Source organism: Komarekiella delphini-convector SJRDD-AB1 (genome assembly GCF_014831675.1).
GTDB lineage: Bacteria > Cyanobacteriota > Cyanobacteriia > Cyanobacteriales > Nostocaceae > Komarekiella.
In genome coordinates, this window is record NZ_VJXY01000040.1 from 48,878 (window position 1) to 67,776 (window position 18,899).

12 protein-coding genes are annotated in these 18,899 nt (G+C 39.6%); 3 read left to right on the forward strand and 9 right to left on the reverse strand.

Annotated features, from left to right (window positions below; translation table 11 throughout):
- On the forward strand, positions 1–1,623 hold the full coding sequence (locus FNW02_RS27135; protein ID WP_191760585.1) for a CocE/NonD family hydrolase: 1,623 nt from the start codon (positions 1–3) through the stop codon (positions 1,621–1,623).
- Positions 1,624–1,667: 44 nt separating this feature from the next.
- Here the strand turns inward: FNW02_RS27135 and FNW02_RS27140 are convergent, their stop codons facing one another.
- The gene (locus FNW02_RS27140; RefSeq protein ID WP_431356824.1) at positions 1,668–7,487 is read right to left on the reverse strand and encodes a PAS domain S-box protein; all 5,820 of its coding nucleotides are present in this window, start codon (positions 7,485–7,487) and stop codon (positions 1,668–1,670) included.
- Between the two features lie 1,407 nt (positions 7,488–8,894).
- On the opposite strand from FNW02_RS27140, the gene FNW02_RS27145 reads away from it, so the two are divergent.
- Complete coding sequence (locus FNW02_RS27145) at positions 8,895–9,281, forward strand: hypothetical protein (RefSeq protein ID WP_191760586.1); 387 nt, start codon at positions 8,895–8,897, stop codon at positions 9,279–9,281.
- Between the two features lie 240 nt (positions 9,282–9,521).
- Here FNW02_RS27145 and FNW02_RS27150 read toward each other — a convergent pair whose 3' ends face one another.
- The 8 genes from FNW02_RS27150 to FNW02_RS27185 form a co-directional block, all read right to left on the reverse strand.
- Positions 9,522–10,652 carry a site-2 protease family protein gene (locus tag FNW02_RS27150; protein ID WP_191760587.1) on the reverse strand — a complete coding sequence of 377 codons (1,131 nt, stop codon included), beginning with the start codon at positions 10,650–10,652 and terminating at the stop codon, positions 9,522–9,524.
- Between the two features lie 184 nt (positions 10,653–10,836).
- Entirely contained in the window at positions 10,837–11,307 is a 471-nt protein-coding gene (locus tag FNW02_RS27155) for a tryptophan-rich sensory protein (RefSeq protein WP_191760588.1), read from the reverse strand.
- A gap of 110 nt (positions 11,308–11,417) precedes the next feature.
- Complete coding sequence (locus FNW02_RS27160) at positions 11,418–12,206, reverse strand: ABC transporter ATP-binding protein (RefSeq protein ID WP_191760589.1); 789 nt, start codon at positions 12,204–12,206, stop codon at positions 11,418–11,420.
- Between the two features lie 24 nt (positions 12,207–12,230).
- The gene (locus tag FNW02_RS27165) at positions 12,231–13,181 is read right to left on the reverse strand and encodes a branched-chain amino acid ABC transporter permease (protein ID WP_191760590.1); all 951 of its coding nucleotides are present in this window, start codon (positions 13,179–13,181) and stop codon (positions 12,231–12,233) included.
- A gap of 19 nt (positions 13,182–13,200) precedes the next feature.
- On the reverse strand, positions 13,201–13,800 hold the full coding sequence (locus tag FNW02_RS27170) for a Uma2 family endonuclease (RefSeq protein WP_191760591.1): 600 nt from the start codon (positions 13,798–13,800) through the stop codon (positions 13,201–13,203).
- Between the two features lie 14 nt (positions 13,801–13,814).
- On the reverse strand, positions 13,815–14,765 hold the full coding sequence (locus FNW02_RS27175) for a branched-chain amino acid ABC transporter permease (protein ID WP_191760592.1): 951 nt from the start codon (positions 14,763–14,765) through the stop codon (positions 13,815–13,817).
- A gap of 6 nt (positions 14,766–14,771) precedes the next feature.
- Positions 14,772–16,013: an ABC transporter substrate-binding protein gene (locus tag FNW02_RS27180; RefSeq protein WP_191760593.1), complete on the reverse strand. Its 1,242-nt coding sequence runs from the start codon at positions 16,011–16,013 to the stop codon at positions 14,772–14,774.
- Positions 16,014–16,142: 129 nt separating this feature from the next.
- A complete protein-coding gene (locus tag FNW02_RS27185) occupies positions 16,143–17,411 on the reverse strand; it encodes an FAD-dependent oxidoreductase (protein ID WP_191760594.1) in 1,269 nt (422 codons plus the stop codon).
- A 496-nt stretch (positions 17,412–17,907) separates the two neighbouring features.
- On the opposite strand from FNW02_RS27185, the gene FNW02_RS27190 reads away from it, so the two are divergent.
- Positions 17,908–18,651 carry a pentapeptide repeat-containing protein gene (locus FNW02_RS27190; protein WP_191760595.1) on the forward strand — a complete coding sequence of 248 codons (744 nt, stop codon included), beginning with the start codon at positions 17,908–17,910 and terminating at the stop codon, positions 18,649–18,651.
- Positions 18,652–18,899: the final 248 nt, after the last annotated feature.

Genomic DNA, 18,899 nt, shown 5'->3' on the forward strand with positions numbered 1-18,899 from the left:
ATGCTGAAAGTCCTCCCCAAACAAACCGCCTCCATGTACACCCGCGACGGTGTACGCTTGGATGCAGATATCTATCGCCCTGATGCAGATGGTGAGTTTCCTGTATTATTAATGCGACAACCCTACGGACGTGCGATCGCCTCTACTGTTGTCTATGCTCACCCGACTTGGTATGCTACTCACGGCTACATTGTGGTAATTCAAGATGTTCGCGGACGCGGCACATCTGAAGGTGAATTTAAGCTATTTGTTCACGAAATTGCCGATGGCGAAGATGCGGTAAACTGGGCGGCGAAACTACCTGGTAGCAATAGCAAAGTTGGTATGTATGGTTTTTCTTATCAGGGAATGACTCAGTTATATGCCGCGGCTGCTAAACCGCCAGCGTTAACAACAATTTGCCCTGCTATGATTGGTTATGATTTGTATTCAGATTGGGCTTATGAAGGAGGCGCATTCTGTTTGCAAACTAATCTCGCTTGGGCAATTCAATTAGCTACTGAAACTGCACGTTTACAAGGTGATAAAACAGCTTATCAAGCATTATTTGCCGCTTCTCGCAATCTACCTTTAAATAATTCAGAAATCCTGAAAAATCTTGCGCCTGATTCGTTTTATCACGAGTGGTTAGCACATCCCCAACCAGATGCATACTGGGAAAAACTTTCACCCAAAAGCTACTTGCAAACTGTTGATTTACCCATGTTTCACATTGGGGGATGGTTTGATACATACCTGCGCGGGACTCTGCATTTATATCAGGATATGGCAGTTCGTAATGCTACACCTCAACATTTATTGGTTGGGCCTTGGGCGCATTTGCCTTGGGGGCGCAAAGTTGGGGATATTGATTTTGGTGCAAAGGCGGCGAGTCCTGTAGATAAAATGCAAATCCGCTGGTTTGACCATTTTCTTAAAGGTATCGATACAGGATTGTTTGAGGAAGCGCCTGTTTGCCTGTTTGAGATGGGAAGTAATTTTTGGCGCACTTTCCCTAGCTTACCTACACAAAACCAGAAATCCTATTTTTTGTCAACTACTGGACTTGCCAGCATCCGAGAAGATTCAGGAACCCTTAGCACTGAAAACTCAACACTCAGCACTACTGACGTTTTGGTTCATGATCCTTGGCGACCAGTTCCAGCTTTAGGTGGTCATGCAGCAATTCCGGCGGGTGTATTTGAGCGATCGCATATTGATTGCCGTTCTGATGTCTTAACTTACACTAGTGAACCCTTGATAGAAGACTTGCATTTGGCGGGGAATGTAACGCTGGAAATCTGGAGTAGTGCTGATCAACCTAGTTATGATTTGTGTGCAGTGCTGTCGTTAATGCATCCTGATGGGCGTGTGTTCAATCTGACTCAAGGTTATCTGCATTGCCCTGATGGGGTAAATAATGTTTCTAGAACAATTAAATTGCAAGCAACTTGTGTGCGAATTGCTCAGGGAAATGCATTGCGTCTGAGTTTGAGTGCTGCATGTTTTCCAGCCTACGCGATGAATGGTAATGGTGCTGTGGTTAGTAGCAATAGTTTATTGAATGCTCAAATTATCACTGTGACGATAAGTTGTGGTGCTTATCCATCACGAATTGTTTTACCTGTAGTTGCCACCAAATAAGTTAAACCATTCTCGTTTTCATGAGACGTTGCAATGTAACGTCTCTACTTGCTAATGACTGTACTCGTTAACTCCATAATTTTCTCAAACTGGAAGTTATGAGTTAAATCTATTAAATAGTTGTTTAATACAACATTATTTGAGGGGATTTGCTCAATCAATTCTAAAATTAAATAATCGCTGCATTGGGCTGCGGCATTATATAGCTTTATTAGCCATTCAGATGACATTTGAGATAACAGAAAAACTAAATCTGTAAAATTCAAAATTTGTTCATTTTCTTGTTGATTTTGATTAGATGTTTGATTACTATCTTGGGAATAAACATATTGTAACCCCAGATATTCGCTCAATTTTTCTAGTAGTTCTTGTTCTCGGAAGGGCTTGTTAATAAAATCATCACAACCTACTTTGATCATTGCCTCTCGTTGTTCCTCAAAAGCATTGGCAGTTAAGGCAATAATGATGGTATTTGTAGGCTGTAATTCTTCACTATTCTCTTTTTCTCTAGATTTAATTACTCTTGTGGCTTCGTAGCCATCCATAACAGGCATCCGCATATCCATTAAAATCAGGTGTGGTTGCCATTTTTGCCAAAGAGCGATCGCTTCGATACCATTTGCAGCTTCTTGGGTTACAAAGCCAATAGATGTTAATAGTTTAACTACCAATAAACGACTGTCTGTAACATCATCAACCACCAATATCCGATATTCTTTTTGCTCTGGTGCTAAACCAATAATTTGGCGTTTATGCTGAATCTGAATTTCGTTAGCTATAGCTAGAGTAATTGGAATATTAAAAGTAAATTTACTTCCTTCACCCACAGTGCTGATGACGCGAATATCTCCTTCCATTAGTTGCACATATTTGCGGCTAATTGCTAAACCTAGTCCCGTTCCCTGTTGGGATTTTCTGCCAGTTTCAGTTTGCCCAAAAGCTTCAAACAATAAGTCAATTTCTTGGGGAGCAATACCAGGGCCGGTGTCTTGTACCTCAAAGAAGAGATGAGGTTGTGGGGGAGTGGAAGAATAATTTTGAATTGTTTCCTCTTGTTGTTCTTCCTGCTCTTTCATTTCCACCCGCAGTGTTACCCTTCCAGTTTCGGTAAATTTGATCGCATTTCCTAGTAGGTTGAGCAAGACTTGACGTAGTTTACTTGCGTCAGCTTGCACATATCTAGGAAGGTTTGGAGTGTATTCAAATACCAAGTGTAATCCTTTGGCGGCAGCACGGAAGTGTAACATCTCTTCGAGGTTTTCTAAGAGGCGAATAAAATCAAAATTGTTGACATTCAATGTTATTCTGCCAGCTTCGATTTTTGACATTTCCAGAATGTCGTTGATTAAGTTGAGGAGATGTTCCCCAGCACGATTGATAATTGCTAGGTTTTGCTGATGTTCTGTGGATAGAGAATGATCATGGCTCATAACTTGGGTAAAACCGAGTATGGCATTGAGTGGGGTACGTAGTTCGTGGCTCATGTTGGCGAGAAATTCGCTTTTAGCGCGGTTAGCAGCATCAGCAGCTATGACAGTTTCTTGCAATACTTGTGACTGTCTTTGCGTTTTTGCGAGTAATTGGGCTTGTTGCAAAGCAACTCCTAATTGATTGCCAATTTGAACTACAATGTTGATTTCTCCTGGTTTCCATTGGCGGGAACCAGAATTTTGATAACTCGCCAGTAAACCCCAAAGTTGATTCCCACATAAGATGGGGACGATAATATAAGCTTTTGCCTGAAAGCGCTCTAAAAGGTTGATGTAACAAGGATGAAACCCAGCTTTGTAAATGTCTGGGACACAACGGAAACTTGCACCTTGTGTGAATATACTACTTTGGGTTGTTTGCAGTTCTGGATCTTGCTCCTGGTTGTTGGCGCTATTCAATATTTTTGCTAAGCAACAACTATCTTCTAAAATACCTTCTATGAGATTGGGATCATTGTTGTGTTCTTCTATTAGAGAAATCCAACCATTACCCACTGATTCTGAGACAAATTCGCCACTCCAGTAAGGATTGAAACGATAGACAATGACACGATCGCAATTGAGTACTTGGCGTAATTCTTGGGTTGTAGCAGCAAATATAGTTTCCAAATCCAAAGTCTGGCGCATCCTTTGAATTACTTGGGCGATCGCTTTTTCTCGTTCTGCACTTTCACGCAAAGCTTCTTCTGCCAGTTTTCCCTCGGTAATATCTGTTACTGTACCGATATAACCTTTAATTTCTTGATCATTGCCTATTTCGGGCAAAGCTTGGGTAATTACCCAGACAACTGTACCATCAGGATGTAGAAAGCGATGCTCAAATTTAAATGGTGCTTTCCTGATTGCTGCTGCTTCATAACCTGATTGAAGTATGCGATCGCGGTCTTCTGGATGTATAGCATTTACCCAACCTTTTCCTAGAGAATCTGCTTCGGAAAGTCCAAAAATTTCAGTACAGCGCTGATTCAAATAGAAGCAATTGCCATCAGAATCAGCGTGGAATATACAAACTGGTGAGGCTTCTGCTAAAAGTTGATATCGCTGCTGACTTGACTGTAAAGCTAATTGTGCCAGTTTGCGATCGTTGATGTCTGCCCAATAACCAACGCACTCCATAGGATTACCTGCTTCATCACGGATTAACCTCACCTGTTCATAAAACCAGTGATAAGTTCCATCAGCGTGTAACCACCGATATTCGTAGTAGCTGTACTCTTGCTCAGAAAGCTCCGATAATTTTCCTAAGACAAGTTCAACATCTTCTAGGTGAATGTGGTCGAGCCAGAAACTAGAATTATTGAGAAATTCCTGGGCTTCGTAGCCAACCATGGCTTTAACGTTCTCACTGATAAAAGTAGTGCCGAAATCTCCTGATGTTTTGCAGCTATAAATGACTACAGCACTAGAAGTAAGCAGATATTGCAGGCGTTCGTTGGCTAAGCGCAGTTCTTTTTCGACGCGTTTACGTTCACGTAGTGCTGCTTGCAGTTCGCTAATTTCTACCATCACTGTACCTACACCAGAGGGGCGATCGTCCTCACCGGGAATTGGAAAATAAGAAATTAGGAAGTGGCGGATAAAATCCGGTTGGTAGGGTGATTTGCCGCTTAATTCTTGGTTAAGAATAGGTTGACCAGTCAATAGAACTTGTTGATAGATTGGTTCTACTAAAGAGGCAATATGGGGTAAGACTTCATGGATAGTTTTACCGATATGATCTTTTTGGGATTTTCCATTAATTTGTGCCAGTAGTTCGTTGATTTGCACAAACCGTAGTTGGTTATCTAAAATGTTCATGCCCACAGGAGCACTGCTAAAAAAGGCATTCAGGCGGGCCTCTCTCAGTGCTAGTTCTCGTTCTAGGGTTTTGCGATCGGTGATGTCTTTGTGCGTACCTGTCATTCGCAAAGGTTTACCCCGTTCGTCGCGCTCAAAAATCTGACCACGAGACTGAATCCACTTCCACTCCCCAGAGGAGCAGCGCATCCGAAATTCTACTTCATAAACAGGACTAGTACCTTGGAGATGGGCGTTTAAGGCTGAATTGACTGCGGGCCAGTCTTCTGGATGTACTAGTTGCTCAAAGGCTTGCTGATTTTCTTCGACTTCATGTTCTGTGTACCCCAGCATCTTTCTCCATCGCCAGTCGCGGTAGATTTTGCCGTTGCGGATATTCCAATCCCATAACCCCAAATCGCTAGCTTCTAAGGCGAGATGCAAACGTTCTTCGCTTTGTTTATGGGCGGCTTCTATCTGTTTGCGCCTAATCAACCCACCTAACTGGACAGCAACAGCACCTACTAACATCAGCAAGCGCTTATCTACTGGAACTGAGGTGCGTTTAAAAAACACCAAAATAGCCAATACTTGGTTCCCTGAGAGGATGGGAACGCCAAAACCAGCTTTTAATCCTACTTTTATGGCTTGTGGCGATCGCAAAAAAGTTGGCTTTGTAACTTGAGACACATCCTCTATCCATTCTGGTTTCCGATGCTGCCATACTCGTCCTGGTAGTCCCACCCCTGGAGCAAATCCGACACTTTGGCTTTGGCGGCAAAATTCCTCTAAACTATCTTGTTCTCCGTACCAACCCAAACTATGTTCTAAAACAGTGCCATCTGCACTAGGTATCCAGGCTTCGCCAAAATCCCAGCTGATAGTATGACAAATTAAGCGTAAGACGAGGGTTAAAGCACTCTTTAAATCTATAGCGCGAGTGATGGCCTGGGTTGTCAACAGCAGTAAACGGCTTTCATTTTCAGCCTGCTTGCGCTCAGTGATGTCTTTCGCTGTACTTAGTACATATTGTTGCCCATCAATCTCGATCATTTCTGCACTCAGCAGCGTCGTCTTGATCTCTCCATTGGAGGTACGAAAATCAACCTCATGATTGCGAATGGCTTTTGTCTGTTGGAGGATTTGGGTCAACACAGTACACTGTTCTCGATTTACCCAAATATCCAATTCTTTGTGTGTGCGACCAATAATTTGAGCACGAGAATATCCAAAAAACCGACAGAAGCTATCGTTAACTTCGGTGTAGCATGTATCTGGAAAAGTGGACAACGAAATCGGGTCAGGAGATGATCTAAAAGCCGATGCTAATTTCTCTTCAGAAGCGCGTCGTGCGGCTTCTGCGCGTTGGCGTAAACGCGCTTCCAGCACTAAAGATACTAAATTGCTTGAGGAACGAGCAAAATTCTGGTCTTCTAGCGTCCAATGATGAGTAACACCTACCGCTTCCAGACACAAAACTCCTACAGTCTTTCCCCCCAGCCTGATGGGAGTATCGAGCAGAGAAATGATACTTAATGGAGTCGAATAAGATTCAGAAAATTCTTTGGTTCTGGGATCGGTGTATACATTATCTACGGTGATCAGTTGGTCTTGCTGTAAAGCTTGAAAATACGCTGGATGGTCTGCCGCTAAGAGGGAAAATCCTTCGCTGTGTTGGTTGCGACTCTGCTCAAATAGATCTAGGCATTGGAGATTAATGCCGATTTCGTCATACAGCCAAATACTAGCTCGTTCTACTCCTACATTTTTAGCAGCTGCTTCTGTGATTTCACTCAAAGCTGCTTTCAAGTCACCTTGATAAAGCGCCTGGTTTTTTGCCAGTTCCATTAGTATCAGGTTATGGTTGCGGAGTTTAATGGTAGTTTGTTGTAGGGCTTGTTCTACCTGTTGGTGTTCTGTAATGCTACCAACTAAACTCTCTTGATTGCGTAAGGCGATCGCCACCATCAAATCAAGAGTAGTACCATCTTTTAGCAATGGAATTTTATAATTAATTTCTCTTAGCAGATGGCTGCGGTCAAGTTGTTTTTGCAGAGCTTCCTCACTAAGTTGACAACTACTAATATTTGTTAAAGTAGATTCTATTTGTTTGTTGCGAGTATTCAACTCATCTGTTACTCTTTGTCGCTCTTGAATCTCCCATTGCAGTTGGGCATTTTGTTCTTTTAACTGTTTTTTCAGCTTGTGGACAGTGAGTTGATTATGTATGCTTAATAAAACCTTTTGAGTTTGTAAGGGTTTAGTAATATATTCAACAGTATCTAATTCAAAAACTTTTACTTTTTTAGCTATTTCATCTAAATCATTAAGAAAAATTATCGGAATATCTTGAGTTTTCTGGTTAGCTTTTAAATTTTGATAAGCTTTATAACCATCCATTTCTGGCATGAGCATGTTAAGCAAAATCAAATCAGGGAGAAAATTTAGTACTGTACTAATTATCATCTGCCCCGAAATGAGTTTTTGAACCTGATAACCTTGGTGTTGGAGGATATCTGATAAAAAATGTAAATCTTCTGGGCTGTTATCAACTAATAAAATTTTTATCTGCTGAAAATCCATTGTCATATCAACCATTAAGAGTTTTCAATCAGAGATAAATTTTTGAGTGAACGTGAAGATGAGCAAGAGCAAGTATTCATAAATATAATCTACACAAAAATATCAACTATCTTGTCCAAGATTAAGTTGTTACCCATTTTATTTACATAACTATGCGTTATGGCTCTCAAGAGGGGGACTTTACCCAAATCAAAAAAGCCCGTCCAGAAAAGCGTTGGTTTCGGGTTTTACATCCTTGATAGTGTTGGTATCTCTCAAAGCCTTAATACTGAACTCTATGCGCTCTGGGTTGTTTTCAGTGGAAGACATAAAAATGGATATTCTCGCATCCGAAAGGGGAAATATCAAGTTTAATCCAGGCAAATTGCCTTGGCTGGAAGCGAATACCTTTGTGTCCTCTTAGTTGTAGTGCGATTATACGCTTTTCCAAAACAGTCCCAGGTAATTGTCTAATATCAGTTCACGAAATTCTTGATACAAATCACTTTTCTTATCCCCCTGCTTCCCCTGCTCCTCCTGCTTGACATTTGTACAATCTTGGGGTGAAACGGTATAAGCCCCATCTTAAACGAAAACTCTCCACTAAATAAGTCGTTAATGCAAAAAATCCTGGATTTATAATCAAGAAGAATAAATCTAGAACACTGATTCAGTATTCAAGATAAAGGCGAAAAAACCGATGATTTCGTAGAGACGTTACAATGCAACGTCTCTACTATTAATTTCAATTTCTAATGTAATCTAGAAATAATTAAAAAGCGGATACTGGTAATTAACATCAGGAGTATGTCAAACCGAATAACTCCTCAACCTATTTATCTATATGATTAGATAGTTCAATGATAAATTAACTTGAGATTCAGCTTAGATAATAAATGTGGCTGAAAAGTGGCATATATTTGGTTAACAAGCATCAATTAATCTGAAAATGATTGCATATTTTAACATGATTTAGTCACTAATCTCGAAGATTATAATCTATTCCTTTAGATATATATCTTTAGCTAACTAAGCAAAACTCTTGGCAGATATGCCTGAAGTTTTATTTTGCTAAACCTATAATTAAAAGCTTGTGAATATCAAACTCCGAAAACTTACTATAATGTCTTTCAGGAAATTAAAAGACAGTTGAATATACTTAATCTATCGACATCCTGAGTTACCCATCTTTCTTAATATGTATATCTATGACATGGTGATTTTATAGTTTGGAATGAGATAAAGTAAAATCCAGCGATATAAATATTTTGCTAAATTTAGTTGCTTGAAGAGTACCTACAAATTCTAAATTAAACAATTAAATTGTGTATACAATTTAATTATGGCAAATTATTAAAATGTTATGTATTTTCCAAAATTACCACTTACTTGAAAAAAAAACAAAGTCAAATCGATAAAAATGTATAGCCAAAGGTAAATAATATGTATGTTGATCAAACATTACAAATAAATGTAATAAACCATAGAAATTTGCGTCAATTAAGCCAGAATAAACCAAAAATTGAGCAAGCACAACCGAATGAATTAACTATTCCCGATGTGGTAATATCTTTGTCTCCCCTTGGTTTTATTTTCGGTTGGATAGTTTTTTTTATTGCTTTGCGAAAAATCAGGACATTTTTAGATAATAAGATGGTATTTACTATCAAGGGCTTAGATAAAGTTCCTTGTAAGAACTGTAAATTTTATTCAAACAATCATTATCTCAAGTGTGCAGTCAACCCTTCGATTGTTCTTACTGAAGAAGCGATGAATTGCTCTGAGTACTCACCTACTAAGAGCAAATTTCCTTCAAAAAATCTGTTTTAAGGAAATAGTAGTTATTCAGCTGATTGTGAGTTTGTTAAGTAGAAGAGTTTAACTTGTATTAAGCGGCTCTAGGCATTTCAAAACTTTACATAGAGCGATAAGTCGCTCACTAGTAACAAAAGTTTTATTTTACATTTAATGATATCTACTTAGTTGCAATTAGCATAAAATTGTTTGTCGCGGTACTTCAGTAGGGTCAGGTTTGCACACAACAAACTTCTGCTAATTTTGTCCATCTATTTATCCCATCTGTCTGCCTAAGTCTCGCTGTCGCTGCAACCAACTTGCTACATCATTGGCGGTGATGATGCCTTTGAGTGAACTATTTTGAGTCACTAGGACGCGGCGAACTCCTGACTCTTGCATTTTTTCTAATACCTGAGACATTTCTTCTTCTGGACGAGCAATAACTCGTTTGTCTGTGGGAATCATCGTGTCTTTCACGGTACGATATACCCATTCTTCTCGCGGGACATCTTTGACCTGATTTAAGGTAATAATCCCTATAGGATGGCTATCTTGAGTCACTGGAAAAGACTGATAGCGACGGCTGAGAAAATATTTATCTACTAAATCTTGCAGCGTCAGGTCAGCATTTACCGTTTCTGGGTAGGGAGTCATGATTTCTCGTGCTTTTACTCCTTCAAGACTTGTACGAACCAAAATTTCTTCGTAGCTAGCTTCTGCGGCATTGTATAGGAACCAACCAATCAAGATTAACCAGAGTCCACCCAATAAAGCAGAACTAAATAATTCCCAGAAACCAAGAGCAATTAGTAAATAAGCCAACCATTTACCACCACTAGAAGCGATTTGAGTAGCTTTTTTTTTGTTGCCAGTATATTTCCAGAGAATTGAACGAAAGACGCGACCACCATCTAAAGGAAATCCAGGTAGCATGTTGAAGATGGCGAGGATGAGATTAATAGAAGCGAGGTAAGAAGCGACGCCAGTAACTACAACACTCCATCCAGCATTTCTGCCTACAAACCAAATCAAGCCAAAGAAAGCAGCAAGCAGCACACTGGTGAGGGGCCCAATTATGGCAATCTGGAACTCATCGCCGGGATTCTCGGCTTCCATGCGAGTGCGAGAGACACCACCAAAGATAAATAGGGTGATGCCCTCAACGGGAATTCCTTTACTTCTGGCTACAAAGGAGTGAGAAAGCTCATGAGCAAGCAGTGATGCGAAAAACAGCAGTGTTGCTACAAGGCCCATGCCAAAATAGGTGGCACTGGAAAGCCCTGGATAGTTAGCTGGAAATAGACCTGCACTTAAAGTCCATAGGACGAGGAAGACTATTAATAGCCAAGACAAGTCTATTCGGATTTCAAATCCGAAAATAGAACCTACTCGAAAACCTTGCATATATTTCTCTTTTTCTAGAGCGGTTTCTGTAGAGTGGGAATTAGATGATGGATGCTAAATCACCAAAGCATAAAAAAATCCAATCGTTGCTTCCTCTGGCAAACGATAGATGTTGAGGCTTGCAAGCATCAGGTTTAGCTGCCTGTAGACATAGCTGTAATATTTAATTATGCAAGTTTTTTATTTAAGATACGCCTGGATTGAGTTGAATTAATAACCAAGTCAGATAAGTGCCGATAGGGCCCCAGAGAGCATAGGGTAAAAACAGCCAGGAGGCTTTTTGAGAAATAGGCTTTACTAGAAAAGCCAGGATGTAGACTAAGACTGTTGCTAAGCCGCCGACAATTAGTCCTCCTATGAGGCTACGGAATTCTACGACAATGGGACTGTAAATTGAGGTTAGCAGGGCGATCGCTGCATAGATACCCATTAAGTACCAAGGACGAGAGCGTTTTGAGCTTCTTTCCCACACGATAATTGCTGAGATTGTGGCGCAAGCCCAAACGAAAATCCAGATGAATGGGATGAGGAATTCAAAGGTCAACCAGTCAGGACGTTGTAAGTTCTGAAACCAGGGATCGCGCAGTGATGTTAATAAGCTACCGCCAAAAAACAGTGCTGCCGAAACTGCTGTGATTATCCATCTAGCTTTCACGAGGGGTTCCTGTCAGAGTGGGATTAGATCTGTAGTTTAGGCTGGAGTTGCGATCGCCGCACCTATCCTGAGTATCTCTTTGTGATGATTTGCTTAATAGGAAATTGGGTTTATTCATTTCCTAAATAAGCTTCAATTACAGCTGGGTTATTTCTCACAATAGATGGTTCGCCCAAAGCAATCAATTGCCCAAAGTCTAACACTGCAATGCGATCGCATAAACCCATTACTAAAGGTACATGATGTTCGATAAGGATGATTGTTAAATTGAAGCGATCGCGAAGATTGCGGATAAATTCGCTGAGTTGCTGTTTTTCGTTGGGGTTCATGCCCGCAGCAGGTTCGTCGAGGAGTAAGATTTGCGGTTCTAGAGCTAAAGCGCGGGCAATTTCTAAGCGACGTTGATCACCGTAGGGAAAATTTCTAGCTTTTTCTTCGGCGCGATCGCTTAAGCCAATTAAATCCAATAAATCTAAAGCTTTCTGTCTACTTTTAGATTCTTCACTAGGTGCTGGTGGTAATCCCAACACTCCTGTTATTATACTACTTTTTGTATGTAAATGTCGGGCGATGATCACATTTTCTAGCGCTGATAATTCTCCAAATAAGCGGATATTTTGGAAGGTGCGAGCGATACCTAAAGCAGCTATTTGATGAGGACGTAATTGGGATTCTGCACCGTAATAAAGTAATTTGCCGCTAGAGGGTTGAATAAAAGCGGTAATCAAATTAAACAGTGTTGTTTTTCCTGCACCATTAGGGCCTATCAAACCAAAAATTTCATGTTTATTTACTATAAAAGATACATTATTTACTGCAACTAGACCCCCAAAGCGGCGAGTCAGGGCTTTTGCTTCTAAAACAGTGTTGTTATTAGCTACTGAAGTGGTGTACAACATTTTGCATATTAGTTTATGAATAATTCAATTTTGGTTTTTGCTGCTTTGCCTGTCTCTAGTTTTGCGTCTTTTAAAAATATCTGGAGTCACTAATCCTTGAGGGAAAAAGATTGTCCCTGTGACTATCAGCAAGCCAAAAATAATTAGTCTGCCATCTCGTAAAAACTGTGCCAACCAAGTAGGTAATCCACCTGTGTCGGCTAAGTTTCGCAAAATTTCTGGCAAAGCGGTAAATATCATGCCTCCTACGACTGACCCCAAAAAAGTTCTGGAACCACCAATCAATACGAAAGTTAAATATATAATACTGGCATCAAAAGTTCCTTGACGAGCATTCCAAGTGTTGAGAAAGTGGGCACTAATTGCACCTACAACCCCTGCTAGAATTGCTCCCAGGGTAAAAGCTAAAACTTTGTAATAAGTAGGATTAATCCCCATTGCACCCGCAGCTAATTCATCTTCGCGGATAGCAATAAATGCCCTGCCCACACGGATGCGTTCTAGGCGGTAAAACAATACCATACTAATGAGAAGTAATGGTAAAGCAATCCACAAATAGCTGATTTGGATGTCGAAAGGTTGAGGAATATTAGGTATGCCGATCGCACCGCCTGTAATATCCAGATTTAATGATATTACTCGTAAAACCTCTACAAAAGCAATGGTGGCGATCGCTAAATAAATTCCCCGCAATCGTAGTACTGGGATTCCTACTGCTATACCTAAAAAACCACACACTATACCTGCAATTAGCATTTCTAATAACAGCAGGTGAATTGGAAATAAATTACCAGCAGGGGTAGCAAAAACAGTAGTAGATAAAATTGCGGCAACATACCCACCAACAGCGTAAAATCCAGGGCTAGCTAAAGATAATTGCCCAGCCATTAATGGTAAATATAGGGATAAACCAAGCAATGCCCCTAATACCATAGAGACGAATAAAGAACCATAAGTTGCCAAAAAATCAGCCATTTTACGCTTTCATCAATTCTCAAGCTGTTAATATTTGCTCTGCTGTCAGTGATAGTTCAGGAAAAGTTCTGGATATAATTCGCTCTGAATCTCTAAACTGTGTACGCTGGTATTTTTCCTCAGCATCTAATAAAAACACAAACACTGCTGGAACTTTCGGATTTCCTAAATACTCTCTTAAATCAATTGCCAAATAATCTACGAGCCAATATTCTGTAATACCTAAGCGTTGATATTCATCCAATTTATCAATGTAATCATCTTCCCAATTAGTTGATGTCACTTCTATAGTTAACTGGATAGGTTCTTCAAGTGCAGAGTAAGCAGAACGATTTGAGCACCATACATCTTTATCTATGACACTTACATCAGGTTTTCGTCCTTGCTCTGTTCCTTTAGCGGTTATAGTTTTAAATACTGCTGTGTTTTTTACCACATAATTCAAGTTAAGTCGTTTAATTTCATCGTTGAAAGCAGACAATATAAAATTGGCGATATCATCATGATTTCTGGTTGAACGCACTTCTACTTCTCCATCAACGAGTTCATATAAACCTTCCTCTGAACACTGTTCAAGAAACTGCTCAAAAGTTAGTTTCTGTTTTGTGAATATTGTCATAGCGCTACGCCTCCTTAAACCTTCTGAATAAACCGCCGTCCTAGCAAACCTTGGGGTCTAACTAATAGCATAATAAATAAAATTCCAAAGGCTACCGCGTCTTTAAAGGCAGAGTATTCGCTTGGTACAAATGCCTCTGCTAGTCCAATTACTAAGCCTCCTAGTACTGCACCAGGAATACTACCTAAACCACCTAAAACAATTACCGCTAAACCTCTCAAACCGAAAGCAATACCAAAATATGGCCCGGCAATACTAACACTAGAGGCGACTAAAGTCCCTGCTAATCCTGCTAAAAAACTGCTAATGAAAAATGTTAGGATAATAAAGCGATCAGTATTAATTCCTAATAAACTAGCAGTAGTAGGGTCTTCTGCGATCGCCTGCATTGCCTTACCATATTTAGTACGATTAATAAAATAGGTAATAATTGCCACAAACACCACAGATACAGCAAAAATTACCACCTGTACGCTACGAATCGGAATTGGATTTTCTGGCGTACCAAAGTTAATCGCAGGTGGCAAATTACCGTAAGTATCAGCTGGAAATGTGTAACTTTCTGCGCCTACTAAATACTGGATTAAGTTCACAATTACTACAGCTACACCTAAGCTAGAAACTACTGTCAGCAAAGGGTCAGAACCTTGACGCCGTAGAGGTTGAAAGGCAATGCGTTCCATGACAACTCCTACCAGTCCTGCCAAGGTACTTCCTAAAAGCAAGGATATGGCAAATGGTAATTTTATAGGCAAAGCTGCATTAGCCAGTAAGCCGTTAAATCCAAAGCTACCACCCATGAGTGTATAAGTGAAATATGCACCCAGAGCAAAAATCGCACCATGAGCTAAATTAATGATGCCCAAAATGGAATAAACTAAGGTATATCCTAAAGCAAAAATCGCGTAGACACTGCCGATAGATAACCCATTTAATAATTGCTGCAAAAACAGATTTATAGTCATGTAAAACTATTTAAGAAATGTGAATCTGCCCTGAATTTTATCTTTATCAAGTTTGATTTGGGCTACGTAAAAATCTTTTTGCACTACTTCACCTACTGGTGTAAAACTAATTTCGCCAAGGGGTGTGTTGTATTTTCCAGATAATATCTGTTTATTCAATTCTGTTCGTAATTGTGGCAAGGGTAACTTATTGATTTTGCTCTTTGTATCTATAGCTTTCAGAGCTTCTACATACACTTGTACGGCAGCAAAAGCTTGAGCACTGAATTGAGGTGGTTCTTTCTTGTATTGGTCAAAATAAGCTTTACGAAAAGTTGCATTAATCTCACCTGGATGCTCTGGACTGTAAGCTTGAGCAATCAATACACCATCGCAAAGTGCTTTACACACTGGCAATATATTTGAGGTATTCAGACCATTACCGCCAACAATTAAGCCTGTATAACCGAGTTCCCGTAGTTGTCGCACCAAATTACCGCCATCAGCAGCCAAGCCAGAAATAATGATTAAATCTGGTTTTGCGTTAATAGCATTAGTAGCTTGACTTTGAAAGTCTGTATCACTAGTTTGGAACTTTTGCACTGTTACTAATTCCAGCTTTTGATCCTTAACTGTTTGCTGGAAAATCTCCGTTTCAGACTTGCTAAACGCATCATTTTGAGCGTAGAAAACTGCAACTTGTTTAATTTGTGGGTTCTGCTTCAGTGCGGCTTTAACTGAATTAGGCGCAACAATAGAAACTGGTGCGGAAACACGAGCAACGTAATCACCAATTTCGGGAATATTTTTAGCAGTATTTGATGGGCCAATCACTGGTACTTTTGCACGTTCGGCAACAGGGTCAGCGCTAAAAGCTTGCTGTGATAAAGTTGGGCCTACAATACCAATAACTTTATCTTTATTAATTAAAGTTTGGAAAGCGTTAATTGCTCCTGCTTCATCACCACTAGTATCTTGAAAGACCAATTTAATTGGAGTACCGTTGATACCACCTTTATCATTAAAATACTTCTCGGCAATTTTGGCTCCAGCAACTTGCTCTTGACCCAATAAGGCGACGTTGCTAGTTTGGGCAACTGCTACACCGATGGGAACAACACTGGATGTACTTGTTGTGGCTGTGGTGTTAGTTGTAGTATTATTGGCGGTATTACCTGCTGAACTAGTTTGAGTACCGCCACCACAGGCTGTCAGCAGCACAGCGCAAGTAGATAATAATGCTGTTGTACGAGCAATAGAGTCTTTCATCGGTAAATAGTCATGTAGTGATTAGACATCTTGCAAAAGTTAATAGTGGAGGTAACAATACACGTTTTGCAAGAATTTTATTAAATCATTTTTATTTGACCATGCAAAGACAAAATTTCAAAGTGTTTGTCAACACAAATTATTGTAATCAGCGCTAGAGCGATTCTTTGGCTCTTTCTGTGGCAGGTTGCTGAAGCGTTTCATGAAGCGACGGTCAATCCAATCTTTCCAACACCACAATAGTTTGTGGGGTGGTAATGTAAAATTACCCTTTGTTGCGATCGCTCGTTTATCTCCTGTACCAATTAAACTCAAATATTCTTTCTGTGGTTTATAGGGTTTAAGCGACTTACTTAATAAAATCCGTTGCAAGTTCTCAAACAAAGGCTTACCTTGGCGCACAGCAAACACCCCAGCTTTCGGACGGGGATGATTTACCATTGTGGCTATATCACCAGCAGCAAATATGTGTGGGTGCGTTTGAGATTGTAACGTGTCTTCTACCAAAATAAAGCCTTGCTTGTCAGTTTTGAGTCCAGATGTTTTTAACCATTCGGGTGCTGATGCTTGTGTTACCCAAAAAATTTTATTGCACTCTACCATTAACCCAGATTCACATTTAACCTCAAACACTTCTCTATTTACTCTCGCCGTTTGCAAAGAAGAGTTAGGGATGAGGTTTTTCGGTGCAACGTTGCATACAGTTTCCCCAAGATGTAGCTTAATACCTTTTTCGATTAAAATTTGTTTAATTTGATGTCGCACTGATTGATGATATTTAGGCATCAATTCTGTATCACGCTGAAATAAATGAATTGCTAAATTTGGACTTGATTGTTGCATTTTAGCCAAAATTCTATGTAATCTAGCTCGCATTGATAGCGCTAATTCTACACCGCCAGCGCCTCCACCTACAATTGCAATAGTAATTGATTCTTGGGGATTTTTAGTGATAGTTTCAACTAACTTATCCCAATGTTTTAGTAGTTGCGCTACTGGCTTAGCCGTAATTGCATAAGTTGCCGCACCTGTTACAGATAATGTGGCAGGAGTACTGCCAATATCAATGGACAACACATCAAAATCTACAGCAGGTCTGTTAGCACAAAGAACTTTGTTATTTTTTAAATCAAGTCCTACTACTGTGTCAACATACAACTCTGCTTGAGCAAAGTTTGCTAAGGATTGCAAGTCAATATAACACTCATCATGATTATAAAATCCGGCAATATGCCCTGGTAACATTCCAGAGTAGGCTGTATCGGATGTTGCAGTAATTAAAGTTAAACGTACTCCAGGTAGTGATTTCATACCAAACATTTTCAGGACAATAGCATGGCTATGACCACCACCAATCAGCACTAGATTTTTAACTATCGGCTGTAAATTTTTTTGCATCTTAACATTCAAAATTGATTCCGAGGCGGGATAAAAAAGAAGTAGAAGATAGGAAAAATATGGATACTAATCAGGGCTTTGACAAGTTAAGCTCATCCCACCTCTAAAAGGGTATGGGATTTCATGTTGACTGTTGACCGTCAACGGCCTAAAAAGGCGTCTTTCATCACCTACCGAGAAGGAATGGTTTTTCCGACGCCTTTTTATAACCCATGAGTTAGTGCTTACAATCCAGGATACAAGTATATTTTCAATACAGATCAATTATTAAACATAAATGAAAATTTTCATGATCAGCCTCAGTTGTCGATGAAGAATGAAGAGTAGTTAGTACAACTCATAACTAAGAAGCTTAGCGATCGCGCATTATCTATGTCTACTTAACAAAAGTTATGTTTCTCTTTTCTTTGTTGCATTAGTAGTTATATTTACTAATGTTCATAAATCCATCTATATGGAACAATAGCATACACCGTTATAGTAAAAAACTGTAAGTATGTTGACAGTAATTATTAATGCTTATTCTTATATGAAAAGTATTTTACTTAATGATGATAGTCTCTTGTCAAAACTATTCCTTAAGATAGTTGTTGCTCAAAAACCAGTTAAAACTACTCATCATAAATCAGTAAAACAACGTTTAAAAGTAAGAATTGAACAGCTTGGAAATAATCCTAGAGAAACCAGCCTGACTATAATTCATGATTTGGAACAAATTGCTCAAGATCATCCACAATACCATTGGCTGATTATAGATACTCTTACTACTTTTGTGAGAGAAAATTCTCCTTATATGCTCCAATTGGAACTAATAAGCAACCCATTAGCAAAAGTTCCTACAGATATTCAAGCAGCTCTTGCAGTTATCGTCAGAAGAGATGCAAAAAAAGACCCTAAAGATAAGCAACTTGATTTGAGTCATACTGACATGAGGGGAGCTAATTTGAATAGCGCTAATCTAGAAGATACAAATCTTTACCTAGCTAATCTCTCTGAGGCTAACCTTTCTGGAGCCAATTTAAAGGGAGCAATCCTTAGTGCAGCTAACCTTTGTGGGGCTAACCTTGCTGGGGCCAATTTAGAGGGAGCAATCCTCAGTGCAGCTAACCTAGAAAAAGCAAACCTCTCTGGAGCAAATCTTTATCAAGCCAACTTATATCTAGCTAGCCTGCATGAAGCAATTCTTGATAATGCCATATTCGATGGCGCAAACATTAGAGAAGCCAAATTCTCTGAGTAAGATACCAAGCAATACTTTGTTTTATAAGCACTTCTTATCTCTTTTGTGGTCTGTGAAAAGGGTAAATCTCAGTCTTTCCCTATTAACCGAAAGGTATTGAGATACTAAGGGGATAAATATAGTAGATATTTCGTGACCAATGATTCCTTAATGGTACAGAGCAAGCGGATTGATCCGTGGGGTCAATCTAAAATCTAAAATTGTTTGACGAGCCATCTTCAAACGTGTGATGTCTAATGATCAACCGT